The sequence below is a fragment of the Sphingopyxis sp. genome (genome assembly GCF_041916015.1).
Lineage (GTDB): Bacteria > Pseudomonadota > Alphaproteobacteria > Sphingomonadales > Sphingomonadaceae > Sphingopyxis.
Genome location: NZ_JAYSAH010000009.1, coordinates 48,536 through 75,222, shown reverse-complemented (window position 1 = coordinate 75,222; position 26,687 = coordinate 48,536). Strand labels below are relative to the sequence as shown.

The 26,687-nt window shown below is 68.3% G+C and carries 26 protein-coding genes and 1 tRNA gene; 15 read left to right on the top strand and 12 right to left on the bottom strand.

Translation table 11 applies throughout. From position 1 onward, the window contains the following. On the top strand, positions 1-1,260 hold a 1,260-nt coding region (locus tag ACE3SL_RS01410; RefSeq protein ID WP_374523973.1), incomplete at its 5' end, for an outer membrane protein assembly factor. A 172-nt stretch (positions 1,261-1,432) separates the two neighbouring features. Beyond that, the gene (locus ACE3SL_RS01405; protein WP_374523972.1) at positions 1,433-1,852 is read left to right on the top strand and encodes a helix-turn-helix domain-containing protein; all 420 of its coding nucleotides are present in this window, start codon (positions 1,433-1,435) and stop codon (positions 1,850-1,852) included. Between the two features lie 27 nt (positions 1,853-1,879). Here ACE3SL_RS01405 and ACE3SL_RS01400 read toward each other — a convergent pair whose 3' ends face one another. Both ACE3SL_RS01400 and ACE3SL_RS01395 read right to left on the bottom strand, forming a co-directional pair. After that, complete coding sequence (locus ACE3SL_RS01400) at positions 1,880-2,965, bottom strand: 2OG-Fe(II) oxygenase (protein WP_374523971.1); 1,086 nt, start codon at positions 2,963-2,965, stop codon at positions 1,880-1,882. A 230-nt stretch (positions 2,966-3,195) separates the two neighbouring features. Further along, a complete protein-coding gene (locus tag ACE3SL_RS01395) occupies positions 3,196-4,062 on the bottom strand; it encodes a LysR family transcriptional regulator (protein ID WP_374523970.1) in 867 nt (288 codons plus the stop codon). Positions 4,063-4,167: 105 nt separating this feature from the next. Here ACE3SL_RS01395 and ACE3SL_RS01390 point away from each other — a divergent pair, with 105 nt between their 5' ends. The 3 genes from ACE3SL_RS01390 to ACE3SL_RS01380 are packed head-to-tail and all read left to right on the top strand — an operon-like array spanning position 4,168 to position 7,287. Next, positions 4,168-5,616 (top strand): amidohydrolase family protein, encoded by a 1,449-nt coding sequence (locus ACE3SL_RS01390; RefSeq protein WP_374523969.1) that lies wholly within the window; start codon positions 4,168-4,170, stop codon positions 5,614-5,616. 16 nt (positions 5,617-5,632) lie between these two features. Further along, the gene (locus ACE3SL_RS01385; protein ID WP_374523968.1) at positions 5,633-6,094 is read left to right on the top strand and encodes a nucleoside deaminase; all 462 of its coding nucleotides are present in this window, start codon (positions 5,633-5,635) and stop codon (positions 6,092-6,094) included. Then, a complete protein-coding gene (locus ACE3SL_RS01380) occupies positions 6,091-7,287 on the top strand; it encodes a cyanate transporter (protein ID WP_374523967.1) in 1,197 nt (398 codons plus the stop codon). The genes ACE3SL_RS01385 and ACE3SL_RS01380 overlap by 4 nt, the downstream gene beginning before the upstream one ends. Positions 7,288-7,292: 5 nt before the next feature. Here ACE3SL_RS01380 and ACE3SL_RS01375 read toward each other — a convergent pair. Continuing rightward, positions 7,293-7,369: transfer RNA gene (locus tag ACE3SL_RS01375), tRNA-Arg, on the bottom strand. Between the two features lie 99 nt (positions 7,370-7,468). On the opposite strand from ACE3SL_RS01375, the gene ACE3SL_RS01370 reads away from it, so the two are divergent. Continuing rightward, entirely contained in the window at positions 7,469-8,530 is a 1,062-nt protein-coding gene (locus ACE3SL_RS01370; RefSeq protein WP_374523966.1) for a YeiH family protein, read from the top strand. Positions 8,531-8,569: 39 nt separating this feature from the next. Here ACE3SL_RS01370 and ACE3SL_RS01365 read toward each other — a convergent pair whose 3' ends face one another. Next, the gene (locus ACE3SL_RS01365) at positions 8,570-9,328 is read right to left on the bottom strand and encodes a zinc-ribbon domain-containing protein (RefSeq protein WP_374523965.1); all 759 of its coding nucleotides are present in this window, start codon (positions 9,326-9,328) and stop codon (positions 8,570-8,572) included. 158 nt (positions 9,329-9,486) lie between these two features. Here ACE3SL_RS01365 and ftsE point away from each other — a divergent pair, with 158 nt between their 5' ends. The 4 genes from ftsE to ACE3SL_RS01345 are packed head-to-tail and all read left to right on the top strand — an operon-like array spanning position 9,487 to position 12,403. Beyond that, complete coding sequence (ftsE, locus tag ACE3SL_RS01360) at positions 9,487-10,209, top strand: cell division ATP-binding protein FtsE (protein WP_374523964.1); 723 nt, start codon at positions 9,487-9,489, stop codon at positions 10,207-10,209. A gap of 7 nt (positions 10,210-10,216) precedes the next feature. Beyond that, positions 10,217-11,134, top strand: a complete 918-nt coding sequence (locus ACE3SL_RS01355) for a cell division protein FtsX (RefSeq protein ID WP_374523963.1) — start codon at positions 10,217-10,219, stop codon at positions 11,132-11,134. Next, entirely contained in the window at positions 11,131-11,661 is a 531-nt protein-coding gene (locus ACE3SL_RS01350; RefSeq protein WP_374523962.1) for a YdcF family protein, read from the top strand. The genes ACE3SL_RS01355 and ACE3SL_RS01350 overlap by 4 nt, the downstream gene beginning before the upstream one ends. Positions 11,662-11,671: 10 nt before the next feature. Beyond that, on the top strand, positions 11,672-12,403 hold the full coding sequence (locus tag ACE3SL_RS01345; RefSeq protein WP_374523961.1) for a lysophospholipid acyltransferase family protein: 732 nt from the start codon (positions 11,672-11,674) through the stop codon (positions 12,401-12,403). Between the two features lie 35 nt (positions 12,404-12,438). Here ACE3SL_RS01345 and ACE3SL_RS01340 read toward each other — a convergent pair whose 3' ends face one another. Together ACE3SL_RS01340 and hisC are read right to left on the bottom strand one after the other, a co-directional pair. After that, positions 12,439-13,344: a prephenate/arogenate dehydrogenase family protein gene (locus ACE3SL_RS01340; protein ID WP_374523976.1), complete on the bottom strand. Its 906-nt coding sequence runs from the start codon at positions 13,342-13,344 to the stop codon at positions 12,439-12,441. After that, entirely contained in the window at positions 13,341-14,456 is a 1,116-nt protein-coding gene (gene hisC, locus ACE3SL_RS01335) for a histidinol-phosphate transaminase (RefSeq protein WP_374523960.1), read from the bottom strand. Before hisC ends, ACE3SL_RS01340 begins: the two co-directional genes overlap by 4 nt. A 78-nt stretch (positions 14,457-14,534) precedes the next feature. Here hisC and ACE3SL_RS01330 point away from each other — a divergent pair, with 78 nt between their 5' ends. After that, entirely contained in the window at positions 14,535-15,653 is a 1,119-nt protein-coding gene (locus tag ACE3SL_RS01330) for a homoserine O-acetyltransferase (protein ID WP_374523959.1), read from the top strand. Beyond that, entirely contained in the window at positions 15,650-16,246 is a 597-nt protein-coding gene (gene metW, locus ACE3SL_RS01325) for a methionine biosynthesis protein MetW (RefSeq protein ID WP_374523958.1), read from the top strand. The genes ACE3SL_RS01330 and metW overlap by 4 nt, the downstream gene beginning before the upstream one ends. On the opposite strand, the gene ACE3SL_RS01320 is transcribed toward metW, so the two are convergent. Further along, positions 16,243-16,878: a TetR/AcrR family transcriptional regulator gene (locus ACE3SL_RS01320; protein WP_374523957.1), complete on the bottom strand. Its 636-nt coding sequence runs from the start codon at positions 16,876-16,878 to the stop codon at positions 16,243-16,245. The genes metW and ACE3SL_RS01320 overlap by 4 nt on opposite strands. A gap of 206 nt (positions 16,879-17,084) precedes the next feature. Between ACE3SL_RS01320 and ACE3SL_RS01315 the strand changes: the two genes are divergently transcribed. Next, the gene (locus ACE3SL_RS01315) at positions 17,085-19,421 is read left to right on the top strand and encodes a TonB-dependent receptor (protein WP_374523956.1); all 2,337 of its coding nucleotides are present in this window, start codon (positions 17,085-17,087) and stop codon (positions 19,419-19,421) included. A gap of 175 nt (positions 19,422-19,596) precedes the next feature. On the opposite strand, the gene ACE3SL_RS01310 is transcribed toward ACE3SL_RS01315, so the two are convergent. The 5 genes from ACE3SL_RS01310 to hemC are packed head-to-tail and all read right to left on the bottom strand — an operon-like array spanning position 19,597 to position 24,513. After that, entirely contained in the window at positions 19,597-20,715 is a 1,119-nt protein-coding gene (locus ACE3SL_RS01310) for a CaiB/BaiF CoA transferase family protein (RefSeq protein WP_374523955.1), read from the bottom strand. Position 20,716: 1 nt separating this feature from the next. Next, positions 20,717-21,919 (bottom strand): acyl-CoA dehydrogenase, encoded by a 1,203-nt coding sequence (locus ACE3SL_RS01305; RefSeq protein WP_374523954.1) that lies wholly within the window; start codon positions 21,917-21,919, stop codon positions 20,717-20,719. A gap of 35 nt (positions 21,920-21,954) precedes the next feature. Next, a complete protein-coding gene (locus ACE3SL_RS01300; RefSeq protein WP_374523953.1) occupies positions 21,955-22,854 on the bottom strand; it encodes a hypothetical protein in 900 nt (299 codons plus the stop codon). A 22-nt stretch (positions 22,855-22,876) separates the two neighbouring features. Next, positions 22,877-23,563: a uroporphyrinogen-III synthase gene (locus ACE3SL_RS01295; RefSeq protein ID WP_374523952.1), complete on the bottom strand. Its 687-nt coding sequence runs from the start codon at positions 23,561-23,563 to the stop codon at positions 22,877-22,879. Then, positions 23,560-24,513 carry a hydroxymethylbilane synthase gene (hemC, locus tag ACE3SL_RS01290; RefSeq protein WP_374523951.1) on the bottom strand — a complete coding sequence of 318 codons (954 nt, stop codon included), beginning with the start codon at positions 24,511-24,513 and terminating at the stop codon, positions 23,560-23,562. The genes ACE3SL_RS01295 and hemC overlap by 4 nt, the downstream gene beginning before the upstream one ends. A 61-nt stretch (positions 24,514-24,574) precedes the next feature. Between hemC and tsaD the strand changes: the two genes are divergently transcribed. Then, positions 24,575-25,609, top strand: coding sequence for a tRNA (adenosine(37)-N6)-threonylcarbamoyltransferase complex transferase subunit TsaD (gene tsaD, locus ACE3SL_RS01285; protein ID WP_374523950.1), 1,035 nt, complete (start codon positions 24,575-24,577; stop codon positions 25,607-25,609). Then, the gene (locus tag ACE3SL_RS01280; protein WP_374523949.1) at positions 25,606-26,598 is read left to right on the top strand and encodes an NAD(P)H-dependent glycerol-3-phosphate dehydrogenase; all 993 of its coding nucleotides are present in this window, start codon (positions 25,606-25,608) and stop codon (positions 26,596-26,598) included. The genes tsaD and ACE3SL_RS01280 overlap by 4 nt, the downstream gene beginning before the upstream one ends. Positions 26,599-26,687 lie beyond the last annotated feature (89 nt).

Genomic DNA, 26,687 nt, shown 5'->3' with positions numbered 1-26,687 from the left:
GGAACGGCGGACGGTGCGGTCCGCCACGCGGCCGGCGAGCCGATGACGACCGCGCCCGACCGCGACGGCGACGAACCGGCGAGCGACACCCCGGCACCCGATCTCGACGTCGGCAGCGAGGCCACCGCAGCGGACGGCCAGGCGCGCGAGGGCGACCTGTTGTCGCTGGCTACCCTCTCGCGCGGCGGGCTCGCGCTGTCGGGCGGTTATTCGTCGATCGAGGGCCCGATCGGCTCGATCAAGCTCGCACGCACCAACATCGGCGCCCCCGGGCGCGACATCAGCCTGTCGGCGCGCTATTCGAAGGTCCAGACGCTGGTCGAGCTCGGCCTGTCCGACGGAAACTTCATGGGCAGCAAGCTGGCTCTCGCCCCGACCCTCTATTATTCGCGTTCGACGGCGGCGGGTTTCGACAAGCATATCCGGGCGTCGCTGTTCGTGCAGACGGCGCGCGGCATCAACCTCTATCTCGGACGGTCGCTGGACCGCGGTTTCCGCATCGCGGCCAACTATCGCTACTCGGACGAGGATTTCCTGATCCGCCAGAAGAACGCGCTGTGCGACGTCGGCCAGCACGGCAGCCCCTTCTGCAATGCGATCGGCCGCTCGACCAGCTCGGTCTTCAGCCTCGCGCTCAGCCTCGACCGGCGCGACAGCGCGGTCAATCCGACGCGCGGCTTCCAGCTTCGCATCACCGAAGATATCGCGGGACCCGGCGGGACGACACGCTATATCCGGCTGCGCGCAGGCGGCACGTTCCACCGCCGCCTCAGCGGGAACATCGACGTCGCGCTGGGGCTCGAGGGCGGCTATATGAAGGGGATCGGCGGCCGCGACGTTCCGCTCTTCGACCGCTTCTACATCGGCGGCAACAGCATGCGCGGCTTCGACCTGCGCGGGCTGGGGCCGAAGGTCGTCCCGACCGCGGCGGCACCGGGGCAGACGACCGCGATCGGCGGCCGCGCCTATTATGTGGGACGAGCCGAAATCTCGATGCGGCTCGATGGGGCGTTCGACAAATTCGGCGTCTCGCCCAGCCTCTTCGTCGATGCGGGCTCGGTCTTCGGGGCGAAGAAATCGGAGCTGCTGCCGGGCGAACTGCTGATCGGGAATGCGGCGAGACCGCGCGTGGCGGTCGGCATCGGCCTGTCGTTCAACGTGTCGGCCGGCAAGCTCCGCTTCAACATCGCGCGACCGGTCGCGCGGCAAGCCGGCGACCGGTCGCAGACCTTTTCGATCACCTTCGGCACCGCCTTTTGAACGCCGCACGCTAAATCCCGGCCCTCCTATGTCCCCATCGGGGAATGGCGGAAAACGGGGATTCCCTGCATAGCGGCCCACGGGGAGAGGCGTTGCTTCAGGGGGCGTCGATGGGTGTCAACAATATCGTCCCGGCAGGCGCCGACGCGACCGTGCATGCGGCAGATCGGGCATGAGCGCATCGGCCGGCCCCGTCGGCGGCGATGCAGGCGAGAATCTGCCGAAGCGCCTGCGCCGCCTGCGCGAGCAAAGCGGCCTCAGCCGCTCCGAACTTGCCGAGCGAACCGGGTTCAGCCGGCCGACCATCTGGGCGTGGGAGTCGGGCAAGACGCAGCCCCGCCACAATAATCTGCAGACCCTGGCGGTGGCGCTCGGCATCAGCGAGGTGGAGCTGGTCGCGGGCGATGCGACCGCGGCTTTTTCGCGCGACGAACCCGACATGCTGATCCCTTCGGCGTGGCAGAACGGCGATCTTCCGGCGGGACTCGCCAACCAGCAACGGCTGCGCATCATGATCTACGCCGCCAAGCTCGGAATCGCGGCGCTCGCCGGGATCAAGGTACAGAATGTGAAGATTTCGATCGAGCTTTGAACCCGGTCAACGCGCCGCAACGCTGTATCATCCAGGCCGGTAGTCGCCGACGCCCTCGCCGAGGTAGATATTATTGGCTTCGCGCTGCGCGGCCGCGGCATCGTCGTAGAGAAAAGGCAGAAAGGCGTAACGCCGGCCGCGCGTGACGGGGGTCGCCTCGTGGAGGAGTCCACAGCCGAAGACGATCGCGCCGCCGGGCGGCGCGCGATAGGTGCGCGCGCCGAACTCGGGAAAGCGCAGTTCGCCGCCGTCGAAATCATCGTTAAGGTTGATCGTCACCGCAAAGCGGCGATGCGCGGTCCCCTTGGTCGTGTTGTCGCGATGCGGCCGGAAATGGCCCCCGACCGCCGCGTCGTAACAGGCAACGATATAGCGCTCCATCCGCGTCGCGTCGAAATTGAAGGCCCGATGGATCGCGGGACGCACGCACGCACCGACGCGCGCGCGGAGCGCCTGGCACAGCGCGTCATCGCTGATCGTATAGTCGGACCGGCGCTTGTGCCCATGATCGATCATCGGCACCGTCTTGCCGTCGACCTCGCGCATGAAGCCCGAATCGCTGCCGCCGTCGGCGTCGTACAGCTCGATCAGCCGCCGGCAGGTCGCGCGGTCGAACACGCGCGGAATACGCAGCACAGGCGCCCAATCGTCGGCTGCGGCCTCGCCAAGCAGGCGCTCGACAAGCGCCAACGCCTCCGCCGCGCGCGGCAGCAGGAAGCGGCCCGCCACGCGCAGCTGGCGGTCGAGGACCATGACATAGGGATCATAGGCGTCCGATCCTTCGCGGCAGGCGCCATAGGCAGTGCCGATCGCGCGGTCATCGTCCAGGATGATCCGGATGCCGGGAATCCGGGTCCGCACCCGATCGGTCGCCACATCCTCGGGGTCGTGCGTCACGGCGAAGAAGCTGCACGCGCTGTCGTCGAAGCGATCGGCGGCGGCGAGCAGCCGGTCGAGCGTCGCGCGCACGGCGGCATCTCCCGCCGATCCCATGAAGAAGAGCAAAGCCACGCGCCCGGCGACAGTATGGAAGCTATATTGCGGATTGCCGTCGAGGACCCGCGCCTTGAACCATGGCGCGGGCGAACCGAGCGCCGGCTTGGGGATCGGCACGACGGCCGGGCGCGGCGGCGGCGATACGCCAGCATTGCCAAGCCCCGCCCCGCCGCGATCGGCGACGGCCTTTGAGGCAGCAGCAGGAGATCGTCCACCCATCGGCCGTGTCGATCGCATTGTCGCCCGCTGCCCCATGACATGTCCCTCCCCAAATGAGCAAAGCACACCCTATCATGGAGCGGGCCCGGCGATCTTTGGGTATTAAGGGGTATGCGGGACCCGCCCGGTCACGGTCCGGGAGGGCCCCGCAGCGCTTCGTATCGATCGAGCAAAACCGACCGGATCAGGCCGATCAACTGCCCGATCAGCCCCGAGGTCTCCCACGAATAGACCGAAACCACCATCGCCGCCTCGTCCCCGAAGCCGGCATAGGGCCGTATCTTTTGACCGGGCGCGGCTCGCTTCGGCAGGAGCGACAGGCCGAGCCCCGCCTCGACCGCGGTCAGCACGCTGGCAAGGCTGGTCGCGGTGAAGGCGACATACCAACTTCGCCGCTCGCGCTCGACCCGCTCGAACATCGCCTCGCGATAGAGGCCGCCCGGCGGAAAGGTCACGAGGGGGATCGGGTCGGTCCACTGCCGCGCGCGCTCGGCGCTTTCGAACCAGCCGATGTCCTCGGGAAAGCTCGCGCGATTGTCCATGCTGGCCGCCGCTTCCTTGACGACGATGATGTCGAACTCGCCCGCGCGGAAGCGCCGGTCGAGGTCGCGGCTGAGCCCCGTGGTGACGTCGAGGCGCACTTCGCGATGCCGTTCGGCGAAGCGCGCGAAAATCTCGCTCATCGGCAACGTCACAATATCCTCCGGAACCCCGATGCGGATCGCCGCGGTGCCGGCGCGGTCAGCGAGCAAAGTCTCCGCCTCCTGCTGCAACGCCAGAATGCGGCGCGCATAGCCGAGCAGCCGCTCGCCCGGCGCGGTGAGGCGAACCGGCCGCGCCGCGCGGTCGATCAGCGGCTGCCCCACAGCCTGCTCGAGCCGCGCGAGCTGCTGGCTGACCGTCGATTGAGTGCTGTGCAGCCGCTCGGCCGCCTGCGTGAAGCTGCGAGTGTCGGCAATCGCGACAAAGGCGCGGAGCAGGCGCGGATCGAACATGTCTTCATCCTAAACCTGAATGATAGGCATTTAAACATCTCATTGGAGAATGATGTGTGATGGCTCTATCTGGACTGGATCATTGAATCATCGGGAATCGACGCCATGAAGAAGCTGGTATCCGTCCTTGTCGCAGGGCTTTCGCTGCTACCGCTGTCCGCCGCCGCCAGGGAGCGTGCCGACCTTATCATCCGCCACACGACGATCGTCGATGTCGCGGGCGCGCGGCTGATCGCCGATCAGGCGGTCGCAACCAGGGGCGATGTGATCGTCGCGGTTGGCGGCGACGCCGAGGTCGCGAAGGCGTGGACCACGGGGCGCACGATCGACGGCGGCAATCGCTTTCTGATCCCCGGCCTCTGGGACATGCACGTCCATTTCGGCGGTGGCCCGGCGCTCATAGAGGAGAATAAGGCGCTGCTGCCGCTCTATGTCGCGCACGGCATCACGACGGTGCGCGACGCCTCGGGCGACCTGCCGAACGATGTGCTCGCGTGGCGCGGCGAGATTGCGAGCGGCAAGCTGTTCGGCCCGACGCTGCTGAGTTCGGGACCCAAGATCGAGGGCATCAAACCGGTCTGGAAGGGCACGATCGAAACGGGGTCGGAGGCCGATGTCGATGCCGCCGTGACGAAGCTAACGGGGCTCGGCGTCGATTTCGTCAAGATCACCGATAGCACGATGAAGCCCGATCTCTTCCTCTATGCGATCCGCAAGGTGCGCGCGGCGGGGCTCCGCGTCTCGGGCCATATCCCGCTCGCGCTGACCGTCGATCAGGCGGTCGATGCTGGGATCAGCTCGATCGAGCATATCGGCTATGCCTATAAGGCCGGGGTGAAGGACGAAGCCGCGATCGCCGCCGACTTCGCGGCCGGGCGCATCGACCGGCCCGAAGCCTATCGCCGGATCGACGCGGGCTTCGACCCCGACACCGCGATGGCCGCCTATCGCAAGCTCGCGGCGAAGGGCGTGTTCGTCACCCCGACGCTGAACGGCAGCCGTGTCATCGCCTATCTCGACCAGGACGATCACAAGAACGACGACTATCTCGGCCTGATCGGTCCCGGCCTGCGCGCGACCTATCAGTGGCGCGTCGATCGCGCCGCCAAGGCCGACGCCGCCGGAATCACCGCGCGCCACGCCGAATATGAACATGAGGCATCGGTGCTGCCGATGCTGCAAAAGGCGGGTGTGACGATCATGGCAGGGACCGACGCGGGATTCCTCAACTCGTTCAACTATCCGGGCATCGCGCTGCATCAGGAGCTGGCGATCTTCGTCGACAAGGGGTTGACGCCCGCAGAGGCGCTCGCTTCGGCAACGCGTGCCGGTCCCGCCTGGTTCGGCAAGCTCGACCATTATGGCGCGGTCGAGGCGGGCAAGGCCGCCGACCTGGTGCTCCTCGACCGCAACCCGCTTCAGGACATCGCTGCGACGCGCGCGATCCGCACCGTGGTGCTGCGCGGCACCGCCTATGACCGCAGGGCGCTCGACAAAATGCTCAGCGACACGCGCGCCAAGGTCGCGGCATGGAATGCCGCGGCGGCGAAATAGGCGGAAAGGCCGGATTATGGACGATACGGAACGCTTCCTCGCCGAAGCGATCGCCCTCGCGCGCGCCAACGCAGACCGAGGCGGCCGCCCCTTCGGCGCCGTCGTCGTCAAGGACGGCGCAGTGATCGCGACCGGCGTCAACGAGATTCTCGCGACCGGCGACCCGACCGCCCACGCCGAGCTCGGCGCGCTCCGCGCCGCGAGCCGCGCGCTCGGCTCGCCCGACCTCGGCGGCTGCGCGGTCTTCGCGAGCGGCCACCCCTGCCCGATGTGCATGGCGGCGATGCGCCTCTCGGGCGTCGGCGCGGTCACCTATGCCTATTCGAACGAGGACGGCGCGCCCTATGGTCTCTCGACCGCAGCGATCTACGCCGATCTCGCCAAGCCCTTCGCAGAGCAGGCGATGACGATCCGTCACGTTCCGCAGGGCGCGCCCGATCTCTATGCGGACTGGCAGCGACGGCGGCAGGCGGGATGAAGGCCGCCGCTCCCCGGCTGCTCCTGCTCGCGACGATCGCTCTGATCGGGCTCAATCTCCGGCCTTTTCTGACTGGCGTCGGACCGCTGACGGGCGCGATCGACGCCGCGACGGGGCTCGGTCTGCAGGGGATGGCGCTGCTGACCCTGCTGCCGATGCTGTTGATGGGGGCCGGCGCTTTCACCGGACCGCCTCTCCAGCGCGCCGTGGCGCCCGGGCGCCTGATTCTGCTGGCGCTGGCGCTGCTGGCCGCGGGCTCCTTCCTGCGCCTCTTCGCCGCAGGCGGCGTACTGCTGCTCGGCACCGCGATCCTTTGCGGGCTGGGAGCCGCGATCGTTCAGGCAGTGCTCCCCGGCGTCATCAAGCGCGAATTTCCGCAGCGGGTTCCGATCGTCATGGGGCTCTATTCGGCAATGCTGATGGGCGGCGGCGCGCTCGGCGCGCAGGCAACCCCGCTGCTCGCCCAGGCGTCGGGAAGCTGGCGCGTCGCGCTGGCCGCGCTCGCCGTACCGGCGGTCGCCGCCTTCGCGCTGGCGACGCGCCTCCCACCCGACGGCCCGGCACAGACGACCCCCGGGACGATGGCAGCACTGCTCCGCCGCCTGCGCGTCTGGATGCTGATGGCCTGCTTCGGACTGGTGAACGGCGGCTATGCCTCGGCCGTCGCCTGGCTCGCCCCCTATTATCAGGATCAGGGGCGCAGCGCCGCGGCGAGCGGCAGCCTGCTCGCCGCGCTGGCGATCGCGCAGGCGGCCGCGGCGTTGTTGCTGCCGATCATCGCGCACGGGCGCGACGACCGGCGCGGCTGGCTTTGGGCGACGCTGGCGATGCAGGCCGCCGGCTTTGCAGGATTGGCCTTCGCGCCACAGGCCGCGCCGCTGCTCATCGCCGTCCTGCTCGGGGCGGGGCTCGGCGGCTGTTTCGCGCTGATGATGATCGTCGCGCTCGACCATCTTCCGGACCCGGCCGAAGCGGGAACGCTCTCGGCACTGATGCAGGGCGGCGGCTTTTTGCTCGCGGCGCTGCCGCCGTGGATCGCCGCCGCCCTGCATGATCGGACCGGCGCCTTCGTCGGAGGCTGGTTGCTCCATCTGGGGTGCGTGGCGGCGGTGTCGGTGCTGATCGCACGACTCGCGCCCGCCGGCTACCGATCGGCGCTGACACGTTCGCAAGCTCCTGCATGCCGAAAATAAGGGAATGGCGCACCCGAAGGGATTCGAACCCCTGGCCTCTGCCTTCGGAGGGCAGCGCTCTATCCAGCTGAGCTACGGGTGCCGGTAGAGCGGCGCCTCTAGCAAGGCACGCGTCCGCCAGCAATGGCCTATCGACCGCGGCGCGCGGATATGCGAAGCGGGCGGTGCAGCAGGAGGGCGCATGGCATCCGATCGGAACTGGCCGATGGCGGCCGATCTTTACGGCGAAATGCAGATCGAGGCCACGCCGCCCGCCAAGCGGCGCTGGCGCGACTATCTGCCCGGCGCCCTCGTCACCGCGATCGCGGCGCTCGCCGCGGCCTGGCTCGCCGACCATTATGCCGCGCCCCTGGTGCTGATGGGGCTGCTGATCGGGCTCGCGATGAGTTTCCTGTCGCAGGACCGGCGCACGCACGCGGGGCTCGACCTGATGTCGCAGACCGCGCTGCGCGTCGGCATCGTCCTCGTCGGCGCGCGCATCACCGCCGAGCAATTTGCCGAACTGGGGCCACTGCCCTTCGCGCTGCTGATCGCGATCATGCTGACCGTCATCATCGTCACCGTCGCGACCGCCCCGCTGTTCCGGCAGGAACGGCACGCCGCGCTGCTCGCGGGCGGCGCGACCGCGATCTGCGGCGCCTCGGCAGCTCTGGCGCTCTATTCGCTGATCGGCGACAAGCGCGTCGATCAGGCGCGCTTCACGCTGACGCTCGTCGGCATCACCGTCGCGAGCGCGCTGTCGATGACGCTCTATCCCGTGCTCGCGACCGAATTGGGGCTGAACGACACGCAGGCGGGGTTCCTGATCGGCGCGTCGATTCACGACGTCGCGCAGGCGATCGGCGGCGGCTTTTCCTTTTCGCCCGAAGCCGGCGAGGTCGCGACGATCGTCAAGCTGACGCGCGTCGCCTTGCTCGCGCCGATGCTGATGCTCGTCGGGCTGTGGCTGGCGCGCGGCGACGGCGACGCGACCGGGACGCGCCGCATCCCGTTGCGGCTGCCCTGGTTCATCCTCGGCTTTCTAGGCCTGGCCGCAGTCAATTCGCTGATCGCGCTGCCCAAGCCCGCGGTCAACGCCGCCGACATCGCCGCGCAGGCGCTGCTGCTGCTCGCGGTCGTCGCGACCGCGATGAAGGCGCGGCTGCACTTGCTGCTCGACCAAGGATGGCGAAGCTTCGCGCCGATCTTCGTCGCAACGCTGACGAGTTTCCTGCTGTCGCTGGCGGCCGCGAAGCTGATGTGACGTCAGGACGCCGCGGCGTCACACCAAGCCGCTGTTTTATCAGCCTTTCGGTAGCGCCCAGCTGACCGTCAGCTGCGTCGCCCGGCGCGGAATGTCGAGCTTCGCCTCGCTGAAATTGACCTTTTCGTTCGGCGGCAGCGTCCGCACCGGCGGCTTGATCGTCCAGCTGTAGACGATCGTCCCCTGCGCATCGCGCAGCTCGGCGAGGATCGGCGGGACGCGCTGTTCGCGGTCGGTCGGATTGATGATCACCCCTGACGCCGCGAAATAGATGGTGCCGTCGGGCAACTCGCGATGATCCTGGTTCGGCGGCAGCTCGATGACGAGATCGGGCTCGTCGGCCATGCCGGGAAGGCCAAGCCCCTGCGCCCAGCCGGGCAACCCGAACCAGTAGAGCGCGCCCGTCGCGCCGAGCATCAGCGCCGCGGCGGCGCCCGCGATCCACGTCCAGCGCTTCGCAGGATTGCGGCGCGGGCGGCGGAAGGGCAACGGCGCATCCTCGACGGGCGGCAGCACCGGCTGCGGCTCGGGGACCGCGAAGGCTTCGGGGGGCGGGGGCGGCGCGGCTTCGGCGAGCTGTTCTTCGACAGCAGGCGCGGCCTCGGGCTCCGGCGCCGTCGGCGCGGGCGCCGCCTCCGAAGCCGGAACCGCATCGGGCGCCGGTGTCGCTGCGGGTGCGGCGGGCTCCTGGAACCAGCTATGACGGCAATTGGCGCAGCGCACGGTGCGCCCGGTCGGTCCTATCGCCGTATCGGGCACGACATAGCGCGTATGGCAGGACGGACAGGCGAGGATCATGGCGCCCCTCTAAACACGCCGATTCGCGCGTTGCAAGCACCGTGTCGCGCTTCGCGCTTTACGTCGGTGGACAGCCGTGTAACAGGCAGGGCCATGAGCGCTCCTGCTCCCCCGCCCGGCGAACCGGAAAAGGCGCCCGATCGCGCGCGGATGACGGCATGACGTCGCCGTCCCGCCCCGGCGGCGCGATGGTCGAGTTCAACGGCGTCGGCCTGCGTTACGGCCCCGACGCCGAGGTTCTGAGCGACATCAGCTTCAACCTTCAGCCCGGCAGCTTCTATTTCCTGACCGGCGCATCGGGTGCGGGCAAGACGTCGCTTCTCAAGATGCTCTATCTCGCGCAGCGGCCGAGCCGCGGCCTCGTCCGCCTGTTCGGCGAGGACCTGGTGGGCATGCCGCGCCATCGCCTGCCCGGCTTTCGCCGCCGAATCGGCGTCGTGTTTCAGGATTTCCGGCTAATCCCGCATCTCTCCGCGCGCGACAATATCGCACTGCCGCTCCGTATCGCGGGGGTGAGCGAGGAAGATCTGGCGGGGCCGGTCGGCGAGATGCTGAGCTGGATCGGGCTCGGCGAGCGCGCCGACGCCTTTCCGCCGACGCTGTCGGGCGGCGAGCAGCAGCGTGTCGCGATCGCCCGCGCGGTGATCGCGCGGCCGCAATTGCTGGTCGCCGACGAACCGACCGGCAACGTCGATCCCGAAATGGCGATGCGTTTGCTCGGCCTGTTCGAGGCGCTGAACCGGCTCGGCACCACCGTTGTCGTCGCGACCCACGACATCCACCTCATCAGCCGGATCGAGAATGCACAGATGATGCGGCTCGAACGCGGCCGCCTCTCCGACCCCACCGGCGCGCTGCGCTATCCGCCGAGCAGGGCATGATTTTCGCATGATCATCCCGCGCGTTCCCGCCCAGCATCGCCGCCTGCTCCCCGACCGCCGCCTGTCGGGGCCGACGCCATGGGTGATCGCGATCCTGATGCTGCTGACGCTGCTCGCCGCCGCGGCCGGGGTCGGACTCGCACGGTCGGCCCATGCCATCGGCGATGCCATCGCGGGCCGGGTGACGGTGCAGATCGTCACCGCCAACCCGGTCACGCGCGCCGAACAGGCGGCCGCGCTCCGCCGCGCCGCGGCCGCCCAGTCCTTCGTCCGTTCGGCGCGCGCGGTCGAGCCCGCCGAGTTGCAGGCGACGCTCGGCCAATGGTTCGGCAGCGCGGAAGGCGCCAATGAGGATGGGGATCCGGTGCTGAAATCGCTGCCGCTACCCGCGCTGGTCGATATCGATTTCGTCGGCGGGGATCGCACCGGCCATATGAGCCAGCTCCGCGCGCTCGTCGCGCGCGAAGCGCCGGGCGCGCGGGTCATTCCGCACGCCGAATGGCTCGGCCCCGTAGCGCGGCTGATCCGCTCGCTCGCCTGGGTCGCCGGCGCGCTCGTCGTACTGATGACCGCGGCGAGCGCGGCGGTCGTGATCATGACTGCGCGCGCCGCGCTCGGCACCCATTATGCGACGATCGAGATGCTGCACATGATCGGCGCGACCGACCAGCAGATCACGCGCCTGTTCCAGCGCCGGATCGCGATCGACACCGCTTACGGCATCGCGCTCGGCACCGCGGTCGCGGCGGCGATCCTGCTGCTGATCGGCTGGCAATGGTCGAACGTCACCGCGGGGCTCGCCGCGACCGCGTCGCTCGGACCCTGGGGCTGGGCGCTCTTGCTGGCGCTGCCGCTATTGGCTATCGCGCTCGCGGCATTGACGGCGCGCCAGACCCTGCTCGCCGCGCTTCAGAAGATTCTATGATCAAGCGGTTCGTTTCTCTCCTGTTTCTGGCGTGGGTGCTGGGCTTCGCCTGGTTCGCGCTGCTGCTGCCGCTGCCCGCCGGTCCGCAAAAGACCGATGCGATCGTCGTGCTCACCGGCGGCCCGGGGCGGATCGACCGCGGGCTCGAGATGCTCGAAAAGGGCGAGGCCAAGCGCCTGCTGATCAGCGGCGTCGCGCGCGAGGTGAAGCCGAAGGAGCTCGCCGCCGAGTATAAACGGCCGGAGAGCCTGTTCGATTGCTGCATCGCCCTGGGCTTCGAGGCCGAGGATACGCGCTCGAACGCGACCGAGGTCGCAGCCTGGGTTGCGCGGCGCAACTATCGGAGCATCCGCCTGATCACCACCGACTGGCACATGCGCCGCGCGCAATATGAGCTCGGCCGCGCGCTCGGCAAGAAGGTCGAGATATTGCCCGACGCGGTGCGCAGCCATCCGAGCTTCGCGACCCTGTTCCGCGAATATCATAAATATCTGGCGGGGCTGGCGGGCGGGCTGCTCGGACTGTAAACGCCCCTTCGTGCGCTATACCATCGCCCTTCTTCGCTCGATCCTGTTCTGGATCCTGTTCGTCATCATGAGCAGCATATGCTCGATCGGCGCGGTCATCGCGCTGCCGATCTCGCACCATGCCACGCGCTGGTTCGTCCGCGCCTGGGCGATCTTCCACCGGCTGATCTGCCGCTTCGTGCTCGGCCACCGGATCGTCGTCGAGGGCGACATGCCCGACATCCCGGTGCTCTACGTCTTCAAGCATGAGGGCGCGTTCGAGACGATCGAGCAGCCGATGCTGTTCAAATGGCCTGCGGTCTTCGCGAAGGAAGAGTTGTTCTCGATCCCGGTCTGGGGGCAGGCGGCGCGCTTCTATGGCCTGATCCCGGTCGATCGCGACGGCGGCGGCAAGGCGATGCGCGCGATGCTGAGTGCCGCCAAGGCCGCGCTCGCGGGTGGCCGCCCGCTGGTGCTGTTCGCCGAAGGCACGCGCATCCCGCACGGCAAGGCGCCACCGCTGCGCTCGGGCTTCGCGGGCATCTACCGCCTGCTCGGGGTGCCGGTGATCCCGGTGGCGGTGAACAGCGGCATCGCCTATCCCCCGCGCCGCTGGGTCAAATGGCCGGGGACGATCACCTACAGGATCGGCGAGACGATCCCCGCCGGTCTGCCGCGCGAGGAGGCCGAGGAGCGCGTATGGCGCGCGATCAACGCGCTCAATCCGCCCGAGGCGTTGCTGGAAGCTCCCGCCGCCTCCTAAACCCCGTTCGTGTCGAGCGAAGTTAGGGTTTGATTCTAATGCTTCCGCCCGAAATCGGGCGCGGCGTCATCCTGCCCCTGCTCGATGATCGAGCGGCGGATCGCGCGGGTGCGCGTGAACCAGTCCTCCAGCTTGTCGCCATCCCCGCGCCGGATCGCCTGCTGCAACACGGTCAGATCCTCGTTGAAGCGCTGCAAGGTCGCGAGAACAGCATCCCGGTTGGCGAGGAAGACATCGCGCCACATCACCGGGTCGCTCGCCGCGATGCGGGTGAAGTCGCGGAAACCGCCCGCCGAATATTTGATGACCTCGCTCTCGGTCACTTCCTCGAGTTCGCTCGCAGTGCCGACGATCGTATAGGCGATGAGGTGCGGCAGGTGGCTGGTGACCGCGAGCACCATGTCGTGGTGCGCGGCATCCATCGTCTCGACCTTCGCGCCGAGCGCGCGCCAGAAGCCTTCCACCGCCGCGACCCCCTCTTCCGGCGCGCCGGCGGGCGGGGTGACGATGCACCAGCGTCCCTCGAACAGGGTGGCGAAGCCCGCGGCGGGACCGCTGTTCTCGGTCCCCGCAACCGGGTGCGCCGGAATGACGAGATGATCGGGCAGCGCCTTTGCCAGCGCGTCGGCGACGCCGCTCTTCGACGAGCCGACGTCGGAGATGATCGCATCGGCGCGCAGTCCCGGCGCCATCGCGATCGCGGCGTCGGCCATGCGCCCGACCGGGACCGCGAGAATCACCAGATCGGCATCGGCGACCGCCGCAACCGGATCGTCGGCGACGCGATCGCAAAAGCCGAGCGAGCGCGCCTCGGCGCGGACATCTGCGCTGGCGTCGTGGCCGGTCACCGCGACGCTGGGCAATCTGGCCTTCACCGCGCGCGCGACCGACGAGCCGATCAGCCCCAGCCCGACGATGGTGACGTGTCCGATTCTCATCAGCCCCCCAGCGCGGCCCGGATCGCCGCCGCGAGCCCGCGCGTCTCTTCTGCAGTACCGATCGTCATCCGCAGCGCCTGCGGAATCCCCTGCCCCGGCAGCCAGCGGACGATATAGCCCGCCTCCATCAACCGGTTGTAGACGGTCTCGGCACTCGTTTCGCCCTCGAACAGGACGAGCAGGAAGTTGGTCGCCGACGGCACGACGCGCACGCCGCGATTGCCGAGCCCTTCGAGCTCCAGCGCCAGCCATGCGCGCCATTTTGCATTATGCTCGCGGCTCCGCGCGATAAAATCATCGTCGCCGAGCGCCGCGACCGCCGCCGCCTGCCCCGCGCGGGTGACGTTGAACGGCAGGCGGATGCGGTGCAGCGCGGAAATCACGTCGGCGTGCGCATAACCCCAGCCGATCCGCTCGGCGGCAAGCCCGTGGATCTTCGAGAAGGTGCGCGTGACGAAAACATTCGGCTGTGTTTTCGCCAGCTCGAGCCCGCCGTCGTCCTCGGCTTCGGAGAGATATTCGCTATAGGCCTGGTCGATCACGAACAGGACATTCTTCGGCAGGCCCGCATAGAGGCGCTGCACCTCCTCGCGGGTCGCGAGCGTGCCCGTCGGATTGTTCGGGTTGGCGAGATAGACGACGCGCGTCTTGTCGGTCACCGCCGCGAGCAGCGCATCGACATCGGTCGCATAGTCGCGGTCGTCGGCCTCGACCGGGACCGCCCCGACGCGGCGTGCGGCGATCTCGTAGACTGCGAAGCCATAGCGGACGTAGAGAATTTCGTCGCCCGCGCCCGCATAAGTCCCCGCCGCGAGGTGGAGCAATTCGTCCGACCCGTTGCCGCAGATCACCCGCGCCGGGTCGAGCCCGAACTTCGCCGCTATCGTCTCCCGAAGCTCGGCCGCGCCGGGATCGGGATAGCGCGACAACGCATCGGCCGCGCTCTGCGCTGCGGCGAACGCCGCGCGTGCCTTCGCGCCGGTGCCGAGCGGATTTTCATTGGCGCTGAGCTTGATCAGCGGGCGACCGTCGGCTCCCGCCGACTTGCCGGGCACATAGGGGGCGATGCCGCTGATCCACGGCTTCGGGGTGAGGGTAGCGGTCGCATCGGTCATGCCGCGCCGTTTAGCGGCTGCAGCCCCCAAGTCCAGCACGTTGACAGGGTGGCTGCGCGCGCTTAGCCCCGCCGCACCATGGCGACCCGCTTGCAATCCGACCGGCCCAACCAGATCATCCTCGATCGTCCGCTGGCGCTCGACAGCGGTGGGCTGCTCGCGAGTCCTACGATCGCTTACGAGGCCTATGGTACGCTCAACGCCGCGCGCGACAACGCCATCCTCATATGCCACGCGCTGACGATGGACCAATATGTCGCCTCGGCGCATCCGGTCACGGGCAAGCCCGGCTGGTGGAGCAAGGTCGTGCGTCCCGGCGGGGTGATCGACACCGACCGCTATCATATCATCTGCGCCAATGTGATCGGCAGCTGCCTGGGGTCGAGCGGCCCCGCCAGCATCGATCCCGCGACCGGCCGGCCCTTCGCCATGGCCTTTCCGGTGGTGACGATCGGCGACATGGTGCGCGCGCAGGCGATGCTGCTCGATCAGCTCGGCATCGCGCGGCTTCATGCCGTCATCGGCGGATCGATGGGCGGGATGCAGGCGCTCGCCTGGGCCGCGCATTATCCGGGCCGCGTCGATCGCGCGCTCGTCATCGCCTCGGCGGCGCGCCATTCGGCGCAGAATATCGCGTTCCACGAGGTCGGGCGGCAGGCGATCATGGCCGACCCCGACTGGCAGGACGGCGATTATTATGCGAGCGGGCGGGTGCCGGTCAAAGGCCTGTCGGTCGCGCGCATGGCGGCGCATATCACCTATCTGTCCGAAGCCGGCCTCACCGAGAAATTCGGCCGCCAGCTGCAGGATCGCGAAGCCAAGACCTTCGGATTCGAGGCCGATTTCCAGATCGAATCCTATTTGCGGCACCAGGGGATCAGCTTCGTCGACCGCTTCGACGCCAACTCCTATCTCTATATCACGCGCGCGATGGACTATTTCGACCTTGCCGACCCGCATGGCGGGCGGCTCGCCGATGCGTTTCGCCATTCGCCGGTGCGCTTCGGCCTCGTCAGCTTCGATTCGGACTGGCTCTATCCGACCGCCGAATCGCGCCGCATCGTCCAGGCGCTGCACGGCGCGGGCGCGCAGGCGAGCTTCGTCGAACTGTCGAGCCCGTTCGGCCACGACGCCTTCCTGCTCGATTCGCCCGAAATGTGGCGTCTGATGGCCGGATTCATCGAGGCGGGCCGGTGAGCGCGCCGGCGCTTCGCCCCGACCTCGCGCTGATCGCGGCGCAGGTGCCCGCCAGCGCGCGCGTGCTCGACGTCGGCTGCGGCGACGGCACGCTGATGGCCGCGCTCCGCGACACGCGCGACGCCGACGTCCGCGGGCTCGAGATCGACCCGGCGAATGTCGCGGCGGCGATGGAGCAGGGGCTGGCGGTGGTACAGGGCGACGCCGACCGCGACCTTGCCGATTACCCCGACGATGCGTTCGACATCGCGATTCTGTCGCAGACGCTGCAGACCTCGCACCGTCCCGACCGGATCGTCGACGAACTGCTCCGCATCGCGCCGCGCGCCTTCGTGAGCTTTCCCAATTTCGCGCACTGGCGCATCCGCCTCGCGCTGCTGTGGGGCGGACGGATGCCGGTGACGCGGCTGCTGCCGGTCGCCTGGTACGAAACGCCGAACATTCACCATGTCACCGTCAGCGACTTCCGCGATCTGGTGCGCGAGAAGGGGATAGGGGTCGAAGGCGCCTGGTATCTGTCGGGCGACAAGCCGACGAGCGACGCCGCCGCGACCTGGCGCGCCGAGCATGCGATCTTCTTGATTTCGCGTTAATCCCGCATTTTGAGCCCGTTCGCGAGCATGTCGTTCGCGATCCGCGCGACCTCGTCGATGTCGGCGCTCTCGTCCCACAGACCATAGCGCATGCCGAGGAAGACGTTCATTCCGGCAATCGCCCAGGCGTGAACCTCGCTTGCATCGGGCCGGATCTCGCCGCGCGCGGCGCCCGCCTCAAGCCGCTGGCGCATGCGCTCGACCGTAGTTTCATAGTGGCGTCGATAACTGGCGTAATCGACGAACTCGGCCTCGTCGATGATCCGGTAGATTTCCTTATGCTCGCGCACAAAGCCGAGGAAGGAGAGAAGGCCGATACGTTCGGCGCTGATCTCGTCGGGCGCAGCCTGCACCTCCGGCGTCACATGGTCGCGGAGCAGCTCGCTCATGTGGCGGACGAGCGCCTGGAAGATCTCCTCCTTCGAATCGAAATAAGTATAGAAGCTGCCGAGCGCGGTGCCGGCGCGGCGGGTGATGCCGCTGATCGACGCATCGTGAAAGCCGCGCTCGCCGAATTCGACCGCCGCGGCGTCGAGCAGCTTGCGCAAGGTGCGGCGCCCGCGCTCGGTGCGCGGCGTCTTGTCGCGGCTTTCGCCGTCGGCGGCCTCCGTCGCTGGCTGCAACTGATCCATGCGCCTTCCCGTCTCCCCTGCCGTTCGCTTCGCTGCATCGTGGCATATTCGCACCACTGGCAAGCAAAAAGCGACCGGCGCATAATCCAAGTTGAAACTTGGTTCATGTTTCATTACAGCCCGCCTCGCGGCTTGGCAAGATCAGGCCCCAAAAAACCGGAGGCGGCGCCCGATCCGCGGCCCGCCCGCATAGGGGAGAGTTTTTCATGCGTCCTTTCGCCCGTTCGCTGCGCCGCGCCATTCACGCGACGAGCGCGCTTTCGCTGCTCGCCTTTGTCCCCGCCGCGCACGCGCAGAACGCCGACGGCGCGGAGAGCGCCAGCGCCGACGACGGTGACGAGATCATCGTTTCCGCGCGCCGCCGCGACGAACGGCTGATCGACGTGCCGATCGCGGTCACCGCACTGTCGGGCGACACGCTGGCAAAGGCGGGCGCAATCGACATCACCGACGTCGCCAACATGGCGCCGAATACCACGCTCGAAAATTCGCGCGGCACCAACTCGACGCTGACCGCCTTCATCCGCGGGGTCGGCCAGCAGGACCCGGTGCCGGGCTTCGAGGCGGGGATCGGCATCTATCTCGACGACGTCTATCTGAACCGGCCGCAGGGCGCGGTGCTCGACATCTATGACGTCGAGCGGATCGAGGTGCTGCGCGGACCGCAAGGCACACTCTATGGCCGCAACACGATCGGCGGCGCGGTCAAATATGTGACCCGCCCGCTCAACCCCGATTCGCCCGAGCTGCGCATCCGCGGCACGCTCGGCACCTATAAGCAGGCCGATCTGGTCGTCACTGGCAGCGTGCCGATCGGCGACATGTTCCGCGTCGGCGGGTCGGTCGCGCGCCTGTCGCGTGGCGGCTTCGGCGACAATCTGACCATCAAGGGTCTGGAAAATTACAACAAGGACGTCTGGGCGGGCCGCGCGACGGTCGAGCTCGGCGGCAACGGGGCGCCGGTGCTGATCCGCATTTCGGGCGACTATACGCGCGATAAGTCGGACCCGCGCAACGGCCATCGCCTGATCCCGGGCCTCGTCTCGGGCGCACCCGTCCTCGACGACGTCTACGACACCCGCGCCGGGCTCAACGACCCCAGGCAGGACGTGAAGGCCTATGGCCTCGCGATGAACGTCTCGGCCGAGCTCACCGACAATCTGACGCTGCGCTCGATCAGCGCGTGGCGCAAGGACACGAGCTACACCCCGATCGATTTCGACGCATTGCCGTCGGTCGATGTCGATGTGCCCGCCGTCTATCGCAACGAGCAGCTGAGCCAGGAATTCCAGCTCCTCTATGAAAGCGACCGGCTGCACGGTCTGGTCGGCTTCTATTATCTCGATGCCAAAGCCGCGACCTCGTTCGACGTGCTGCTCGGACTGACCGGAACCGCGCTCTATGGGCTACCCGGCCTCAATGCCTATACCGCGGGCGACGTGCGGACCAAGACCTGGTCGGTGTTCGGCGACTTCACTTTCGACTTCACCGACCAGCTCAGCCTGTCGGTTGGCGGCCGCTACACCAACGACCACCGCAATGCCTTCGTCTATAAGGCGACGCGGATCACCGGCCTGTCGCCCGAATTCGGGGGCACGCTGACCCCGGTGGCGATCGCGGTGGCGACGAATTTCCGCGGCGACCGCACCTTCAAGGAGTTCACCCCGCGCGCCTCGCTGAGTTTCAAGCCCAATGCCGACAACATGATCTACGCCTCCTATTCGAAGGGCTTCAAAGGCGGCGGCTTCGATCCGCGCGGATCGGGCACCTCGGCGCCGATCAGCAATCCGGCGGCGGGCCGCACCTATGACGACATCTTCAACTTCCTCGCTTTCGACCCCGAAAAGGTCGACAGCTATGAAATCGGCTACAAGGGATCGCTGCTCGACCGCCGCCTGACGCTGAGCCTCGCGGGCTTCTATATGGATTATAAGGACGTCCAGATTCCGGGTTCGGTCGGCTGTCTGGTCGGCGGTATCCAGAGCTTCTGCGGCATCACCACCAATGCGGCGAAAGCGCGTCTCCAGGGCATCGAGGCCGAAACGACCGCGATCCTCGCGCGCGATTTCGCGGGCGCAGGCTCGACCTTCCGCTTCAACGGCGGGTTCGGTTTCATCGACGCCAAGTACAAGCGCTTCATCGGCCCGACCGGCACCGACGTCGCCGACCAGCGGGTGTTCCAGAACACGCCGAAATGGACGGTAATGGGCTCGATTGCGGCGGGCATTCCGGTGATGGGCGGCAATATCGACGTCTCGACCGGCCTCACCTACCGTAGCCTGACGCACCAGTTCGAGGTGCCGATCCCCGCGCTCGACCAGCCCGGCTATGTCCTCTGGGATGCCAGCCTCGTCTGGACCGCTGACAGCGGCAATTATTCGATCGGCGTCCACGGCAAGAATCTGACCGACAAGCAGTATATCACGTCGGGCTACAATTATCAGAATGCTGCCGGAAAATCGACGCTGGGGCTGGAGGGCGTGCAGACCGCCTTCTACGGCAATCCGCGGCAGGTGTTCGTGACCGGCACGGTCAAATTCTGACCGACCACACCAAAAAAGGGGGAAAGGGGCGTCCGCTGCGGCGCCCCTTTTCTATGGCCGAGATGCGGGTTCGATGATGTCGGCTTTGGAGTAGGGAGCGGACCTTCGCGAAGCCGCATAAATGAGCATCGCCCCGCGAAGGCGGGGACCCGATATCGATCGAAGCCGGCAGCGATCATCCGCCCAGCGGCGGCGCTCCCGTTGCAGCGACCATGCGCTCGCCATCGATGACGATCGGGCTCGCAACGCCATCGATCGATGCGCCGTCGGGGCGAAAGCGCATTCCGCGCGCGATCACCTGCGGGTCGGCGAAGACGCCCGCGAGGTCGTTGATCGGCCCGGCGGGCACACCCTCGGCCTCGAGCGCGAGCGACAGCGGCTGCGCCTCCCACGTCGCGATCTTCGCCGCGAGCAACGGGATCAGTTCGGCGCGATTCGCAAGCCGCGCGGCATTGTTCGCGAACCGCACGTCGTCGCCCCATTGGGGCTCGCCCAGGATCGCACAGAGCCTCTGATACTGGCTATCGTTGCCGACCGCGACGACAAGCTGGCCATCGGCGGTCGCGAACGCCTGATAGGGGACGACATTGGCGTGGCCATTGCCCATCCGCTTCGGCGCGACGCCGCTGGCAAGATAGTTCGCGGCCTGATTGGCGAGCACCGCGACCTGACTGTCGAGCAAAGCCATATCGACATGCGCGCCTGCGCCTGTAGCGTCACGGCGTCGCAGCGCCGCGAGAATCGCCACGGTCGCATACATGCCGGTGAAGATGTCGGCATAGGCAATCCCGGCCTTTTGCGGAGCCCCGTCGGGTTCTCCGGTCAGCGACATGAAGCCACTCATCGCCTGAACGATGAAATCATAGCCCGCGCGGTGCGCATAGGGGCCAGTCTGGCCGAAGCCGGTGATCGAGCAGACGATCAGCCGCGGAAAATCGGCGCGCAGCCGCGCCGGGTCGAGGCCATATTTGACGAGCCCGCCGACCTTGTAATTTTCGATCACCACATCGGCGTCGGCGAGCAGCGCACGCACCGCCGTTTGTCCCTCGGTACCCGCGATGTCGATCGCGATGCTCTGCTTGCCGCGGTTGCAGCTGTGATAATAGGCCGCGCCGAGATTCTCGCCCTCGGCCCCGGTCACGAACGGCGGCCCCCACTCGCGCGTGTCGTCGCCCGCGCCCGGCCGTTCGACCTTGACCACCTCGGCGCCGAGGTCGGCGAGCAATTGCCCGCACCACGGCCCCGCGAGCACGCGCGCCAGTTCGACGACGCGCAGGCCTTCAAGCGGCTTCATCTCAGAAGAAGGCGGGGATGCCGGTGATCGCGCGTCCGAGGATCAGCGCATGAACGTCGTGCGTGCCCTCATAGGTGTTCACCGTTTCGAGATTCACCGCATGGCGGATAACATGATAGTCGGCCGAAATGCCGTTGCCGCCGTGCATATCGCGCGCGACGCGCGCGATATCGAGCGCCTTGCCGCAATTGTTGCGCTTCAGGAGGCTGATCGCGTCGGGCACCAGCCGGCCCTCGTCGATCAGGCGGCCGACGCGCAGCGCGGTCTGCAGCCCCATCGAAATTTCGGTGAGCATGTTGGCGAGCTTGAGCTGCACAATCTGGTTCGCGGCGAGCGGGCGCCCGAACTGCTTGCGTTCGAGCGTATAATTCCGCGCCGCTTCATAGCAGAATTCCGCCGCGCCCATCGCGCCCCAACCGATGCCGTAGCGCGCGCGGTTGAGACAGCCAAACGGTCCTTTCAGGCCCGACACATGCGGCAGCAGGGCATCCTCACCGACCTCGACCCCGTCCATCACGATCTCGCCGGTGATCGAGGCACGCAAGCTGACCTTGCCCTCGATCTTCGGCGCCGACAGGCCCTTCATGCCTTTTTCGAGGACGAAACCGCGGATCGCGCCGTCATGCGCGTCGGACTTGGCCCAGACGACGAAGACGTCGGCGATCGGCGCGTTGGTGATCCACATCTTCGCGCCCTTGAGGCGATAGCCGCCCGCGATCTTTTCCGCACGTGTGCGCATGCTGCCGGGGTCGCTGCCTGCATCGGGCTCGGTCAGGCCGAAGCAGCCGACGAGTTCGCCCGAGGTCAGGCCGGGCAGATATTTGCGCTTCTGCTCCTCGCTGCCGTAGGCGTTGATCGGGTGGATCACGAGCGAGCTCTGCACAGAACAGGCCGAGCGATAGCCCGAATCGATGCGCTCGACCTCGCGCGCGATCAGCCCGTAGCTGACATAGTTCAGCCCGGCGCCGCCATATTCGGGGTCGATCGTTGCGCCGAGCAGCCCGAGCTGCCCCATCTCCGACATGATCTCGCGGTCGAAGCGCTCCTCGAGAAAGGCCGAGGTCACGCGCGGCAGCAGCTCGCCCTCGGCATAGGCGCGCGCGGCGCCCTGAATCATCCGCTCTTCTTCGCTGAGCTGGTCGGCGAGCTGGAGCGGATCGAACGGGTCGAGCGCCTCGATGCGCTGCGGGTCGGCGAGGGCCATGGGTCGGGCTTTCTCTTGAAGGCGCGCGCGGCGCGTCAGGGGTTGGTTGTGGCCGGGTTGCGAGCCATCGCGACGGCAGGACCGTCGCGCGGTTCCAATATCGCCGCGGTCTCGATGAGGTCAAGCGCGCGCCGCGCTTCATTGTAGCGCCGCGCGTCGATCAGCCATTCATTCGCCGCTGCCGCGCCGGGCATCGCCTCGACCTCGGCGATTGCCTTGTCGGCCATGCCCCCGGCGAGATAGCGGCGCGCGCGGTCGAGGCGCTCGGTCGCCCGCGGCGACTGGGTGCCGGCGGGGCGGACGACGAACAATTCGCCGAGTTCGCGCCGGAGGCCGGTCCACAGACTGCCCTTTTCGCCGCTGCGCCCGACGAGTTCGGGCGCGATCGCGTCGAGTTCGGCGCGCAGTTGCTCGAGCGTCACCGGCTCGCGCGAGGTTTCGATGATCGTCTTGACCGCATTGGGCTGATCGTCGCCGAAACGCAGGCGGAGCTGCGCCTCCAGATAGCCCAGCGACAGCCCGCGATCGAGCGCGCGGCGCACCGCGAAGGCGACGAGCAGCCCCTCGGCGCGCGAGGCGTTGCCCGACGCCGATTCGGCCTGCAGCGTGATCCGCGAGAGGCGCTGTTCGAGCTCGGCGACCCGCGCCGCGAGTGCATCGGCGCCATCGACCGGCGCCACCACAAGCGGCGGGCTGCCCGAAGCGGCTACGGGCGCCTCTCCGGCGACTTTCAACGCCGCACCCGGCGAATCGACCGCCACCGTGGTCGCGGGCGGCGTATCGGCAGCGAGCCAGCGGCTCATCGCCCAGCCGCCACCGACGATACCGAGGATCAGCAGGACCAATGCCGCGATGAAAAGCGCGCGGAGCGAAAGCCGTTTCACCGGGGCCGCGCCGTCTGCGGGCGCCGGCCTGTCGATGCTGTCGATTGTCATATGTCTCTTTCGAACGACCCTGTTACCGCCCCTTGTGGCACAAAGCCGCCGCCTCTGCCAACATCGCGGCATCGTCGGGACGCGCCGCAACCGCCTTTGCGGCCCAACCGTCACCCGCCGCCGCCGCGACCGACGCGCTGATCGCCAGCAAGGTCAAATGCTTACGCCGATCGCCCGCGAGCTCGGCAACGCGGGTCGCCCCGCGAGCGGAATGCGCCATCACCACCGCCGGCGCGGCAATGAGCGCGTCCCATCCAGACGGCGGCGGCGCGGCATCGACCGCATAGACGGCGAGCGGCGTGATCGCGAGTCCCGGCGCGCCGAAGGTCGAGCGGTCGCGCCCGCACAGCCACAGGAGTCGCGCCGGACCCTGTGCCGCCATGGCGTCGACCAGGCCCTGCCCGTCGCCGGGTCCGATGACGGCGACACGCATCCCCGCGACGCGCGCAGCGGCAGCGGTTGCCTCACCCACCGCCCAAACGGGCAGGGCGGCCAGCGCGGTCAATCCCGCCCCGCCGAACCGCGCCGCTTGCGCGCTCGTCAGGAGCAGCGCGTCGAATCCGGCCGGATCGGGCGGCACCCATGGCAGCGCCTGCGCCGCGAACAGCGGCATATGCCGCGCATCGAAATCCGCCGCCTGCGCCCGCGCAACCGTCGCCGCGCCGCCGGGATCGGCGCGGGTGACGACGAGCGGCAGATCGCCGGTCATGCCATGAAAAGGCGGCGCACCGCGTCGGGGGCCTCGGCGAGCAGGCGGTGCGCAAGCGCTTCGGCGTCGCGCTCGCCGGTGATAGTCGCGTGGCCCGCGACGTGCTCGGCGCCGTCGTCCGAATAAATCTCGGCATCGAGCCGCAACGTGCCGTCATCCCGCCAATGCGCGTGCGCCGCGACGGGTGAACGGCAATCGCCGCCGAGCGCCGCGAGAAGCGCGCGTTCGGCGGCGACGGCACGATGCGTCGGTGCATGGTCGATCGCCCTGAGTAGGCCGAAGGTCGCCGCATCGTCATTGCGGCACTCGATCCCGATCGCGCCCTGCGAGGCGGCGGGTAGCAGCAGGCCAATCGGCTGCGCGCGGCCGATCGTGTACATTTCGAGCCGGTCGAGCCCGGCGGCGGCGAGCAAGGTCGCATCGACCTCACCGGCTTCGAGCTTGGCGAGCCGCGTCTGGACATTGCCGCGCAGCAAGGGGGTAACGAGGTCGGGGCGCAGCCGGCGCACCTGCGCGGCGCGGCGCGGGCTGCTCGTCCCCAGCTTTGCACCGTGCGGAAGATCGGCGATCGTCGCCGCATCGAGCCCGTCGCGCACCACCAGCCGATCGCGCGGGTCGGCGCGTTCGAGCATCGCGCCGAGGACGAAGCGCGGATCGCGCAGCGTTTCGACATCCTTCAGCGAATGGACCGCAATGTCGATGTCGCCCGCATCGAGCGCCGCGTCGAGTTCGCGCGTCCACAGCGCCTTGCCGCCGACCTCGGCAAGCGCGCGGTCCTGGATGCGGTCGCCGGTCGCGGTCATCGGCACGATTTCGAGCGCCGCGGGATCGAGCCCATGCGCCTTCGTCAGCGCCGCCGCCGCCAGATGCGCCTGCGCGAGCGCGAGCGGCGAAGCGCGGGTGCCGATGCGAAGCGGATTCGCGGGGGTGGGAAGCGGAATGGAAGCCATGCGAGCCTGCTAGCGTCCCTTGCCCTTCCGATAAAGGGGCGGGTAAGGGACACGCAATAATATGACTCTGATCCTCGGCCTCGAATCGAGCTGCGACGAAACCGCGGCAGCGCTTGTCGACAGCGACCGGCGCATCCTCGCGCACCGCGTCGCGGGGCAGGAGGCGGAGCATAAGCCTTATGGCGGCGTGGTTCCCGAGATTGCGGCGCGCGCGCATGTCGATCGCCTTGCGCCGCTCGTCGAGGGCGTGCTGAGGGACGCGGGCGTATCGCTGTCCGAGGTCGATGCGATCGCCGCGACCGCGGGTCCGGGGCTCATCGGCGGGGTGATGGTCGGACTCGTCACCGGCAAGGCGCTTGCTCATGCCGCAGGCAAGCCGCTGGTCGCGGTCAATCATCTCGAAGGGCATGCGCTGAGCCCGCGGCTCACCGACGCAAGTCTCGATTTTCCGTATCTGCTGCTGCTCGTCTCGGGCGGGCATTGCCAGTTGCTGCTCGTCGAGGGCGTCGGCGCCTATCGCCGCCTTGCCACCACGATCGACGACGCCGCGGGCGAGGCGTTCGACAAGACCGCGAAGCTGCTCGGGCTCGGCTATCCCGGTGGTCCGGCGGTCGAGCGCATCGCGAAGGCCGGCAATCCGCGGGCGGTGCCGCTCCCCCGCCCGCTCGTCGGCAGCGCCGAGCCGCATTTTTCTTTCGCGGGCCTCAAGAGCGCGGTCGCGCGCGCCGCGGCATCGGGCGAGCATGAGGTCGCCGATCTCGCGGCGTCGTTTCAGCAAGCGGTGGTCGATTGCCTCGTCGATCGCAGCCGCATCGCGCTCGCCGCCTGCCCCGAAGCCAGTGCTTTCGTCGTCGCGGGCGGCGTCGCCGCGAACGGCGCGATCCGCGGCGCGCTGACCGGGCTCGCGGCGCGCTTCGACAAGCCCTTCGTCGCACCGCCGCTGTGGCTCTGCACCGACAATGGCGCGATGATCGCGTGGGCGGGGGCCGAGCGTTTCGCGGCTGGGCTGACCGATCCGCTCGACACCGCCGCGCGCCCGCGCTGGCCGCTCGATCCCGCGGCTGAGGCGGTGCGCGGCGCCGGAGTGAAAGCATGACGTCTTACAGACATTTCGGCGTCGTCGGCGGCGGCGCCTGGGGCACCGCCCTCGCGCAGCTGCTCGCCGCCGAGGGCGCCCCCGTGCGCCTCTGGGCGCGTGAGGAAGAGGTCGTTGCAGCGATCAATGCCGAGCATCGCAATCCGCTCTTCCTTCCAGGCTCCGCATTGTCGCCGTCGCTCATGGCAACGGGCAACCTTGCGGATCTCGGCAAGTGCGACGCATTGCTCGTCGTTGTCCCCGTCCCTTTCCTGCGCGCCGTGCTGACCGACCTTCCCGCCGGCACCGCACCGCTGATCTTCTGCAGCAAGGGTATGGAGGCCGGCAGCTTCGCCTTTCCGATCGACATCGCGCAGGCCATCTGTCCCGACCGACCGCTCGCGGTGCTCTCGGGCCCGACCTTCGCGCACGAGGTCGCAGCGGGCCTGCCGACCGCGATCACCCTCGCCGCCGCCGATACCCGAACCGCCGAAGCCATTGCCGGGTCGCTCGCGCGGCCGCATTTTCGTCCCTATGTCTCGACCGACATGATCGGCGCCGAGATCGGCGGCGCGGTCAAGAATATCCTCGCGATCGCGTGCGGGATCGTCGACGGGGCCGGGCTCGGTCTCAACGCGCGCGCAGCACTGATCAGCCGCGGCTTTGCCGAGATGACGCGCTTCGGCCTCGCGCGCGGCGCACAGGCGGAAACGCTCGCGGGTCTGGCCGGGCTCGGCGATCTGGTGCTCACCTGCACCTCGTCGAACTCGCGCAACTTCGCGCTCGGCCAGGGGCTCGGGCGCGGCGAAGAGGCGGCGAAGCTGATGGCCGACCGCCGGACCGTCGCCGAGGGCGCGTTCAGTGCCCCCGTGGTCGCCGCCGCGGCGCGCGCCGACGCCATCGACATGCCGATCACCGATGCGGTGGCGCAGATCGTCGCGGGCGAAATCCGCGCGGGCGAAGCGATTCAGGCTCTGCTCAGCCGGCCGCTGCGATCCGAAGGCCGATGAGCGCGTTCAACCAATTGCCTGCCCCCCCTCGCCGCGCTAAATTGCGCGCCGGGGCAATGGAAAAGGGGCGCGAGGCTTGAGCCAGTCGG

Bases quoted from the DNA above. Each gene is read 5' to 3' on its own strand.
- ACE3SL_RS01395 (WP_374523970.1), bottom strand. From the start codon at position 4,062: ATGTTCGATCCGCGCCTGCTCCGCGCCTTTGTCGCGATTGCCGACACT.
- hemC (WP_374523951.1), bottom strand. From the start codon at position 24,513: ATGGCTTCCATTCCGCTTCCCACCCCCGCGAATCCGCTTCGCATCGGC.
- ACE3SL_RS01390 (WP_374523969.1), top strand. From the start codon at position 4,168: ATGAAGAAGCTGGTATCCGTCCTTGTCGCAGGGCTTTCGCTGCTACCG.
- ACE3SL_RS01350 (WP_374523962.1), top strand. From the start codon at position 11,131: ATGATCAAGCGGTTCGTTTCTCTCCTGTTTCTGGCGTGGGTGCTGGGC.
- ACE3SL_RS01310 (WP_374523955.1), bottom strand. From the start codon at position 20,715: ATGAAGCCGCTTGAAGGCCTGCGCGTCGTCGAACTGGCGCGCGTGCTC.
- ACE3SL_RS01300 (WP_374523953.1), bottom strand. From the start codon at position 22,854: ATGACAATCGACAGCATCGACAGGCCGGCGCCCGCAGACGGCGCGGCC.
- ACE3SL_RS01320 (WP_374523957.1), bottom strand. From the start codon at position 16,878: ATGGATCAGTTGCAGCCAGCGACGGAGGCCGCCGACGGCGAAAGCCGC.
- ACE3SL_RS01330 (WP_374523959.1), top strand. From the start codon at position 14,535: ATGGCGACCCGCTTGCAATCCGACCGGCCCAACCAGATCATCCTCGAT.
- ACE3SL_RS01405 (WP_374523972.1), top strand. From the start codon at position 1,433: ATGAGCGCATCGGCCGGCCCCGTCGGCGGCGATGCAGGCGAGAATCTG.
- ACE3SL_RS01370 (WP_374523966.1), top strand. From the start codon at position 7,469: ATGGCATCCGATCGGAACTGGCCGATGGCGGCCGATCTTTACGGCGAA.
- ACE3SL_RS01280 (WP_374523949.1), top strand. From the start codon at position 25,606: ATGACGTCTTACAGACATTTCGGCGTCGTCGGCGGCGGCGCCTGGGGC.
- ACE3SL_RS01305 (WP_374523954.1), bottom strand. From the start codon at position 21,919: ATGGCCCTCGCCGACCCGCAGCGCATCGAGGCGCTCGACCCGTTCGAT.
- hisC (WP_374523960.1), bottom strand. From the start codon at position 14,456: ATGACCGATGCGACCGCTACCCTCACCCCGAAGCCGTGGATCAGCGGC.
- tsaD (WP_374523950.1), top strand. From the start codon at position 24,575: ATGACTCTGATCCTCGGCCTCGAATCGAGCTGCGACGAAACCGCGGCA.
- ftsE (WP_374523964.1), top strand. From the start codon at position 9,487: ATGACGTCGCCGTCCCGCCCCGGCGGCGCGATGGTCGAGTTCAACGGC.
- ACE3SL_RS01365 (WP_374523965.1), bottom strand. From the start codon at position 9,328: ATGATCCTCGCCTGTCCGTCCTGCCATACGCGCTATGTCGTGCCCGAT.
- ACE3SL_RS01355 (WP_374523963.1), top strand. From the start codon at position 10,217: ATGATCATCCCGCGCGTTCCCGCCCAGCATCGCCGCCTGCTCCCCGAC.
- ACE3SL_RS01315 (WP_374523956.1), top strand. From the start codon at position 17,085: ATGCGTCCTTTCGCCCGTTCGCTGCGCCGCGCCATTCACGCGACGAGC.
- ACE3SL_RS01295 (WP_374523952.1), bottom strand. From the start codon at position 23,563: ATGACCGGCGATCTGCCGCTCGTCGTCACCCGCGCCGATCCCGGCGGC.
- ACE3SL_RS01385 (WP_374523968.1), top strand. From the start codon at position 5,633: ATGGACGATACGGAACGCTTCCTCGCCGAAGCGATCGCCCTCGCGCGC.
- ACE3SL_RS01380 (WP_374523967.1), top strand. From the start codon at position 6,091: ATGAAGGCCGCCGCTCCCCGGCTGCTCCTGCTCGCGACGATCGCTCTG.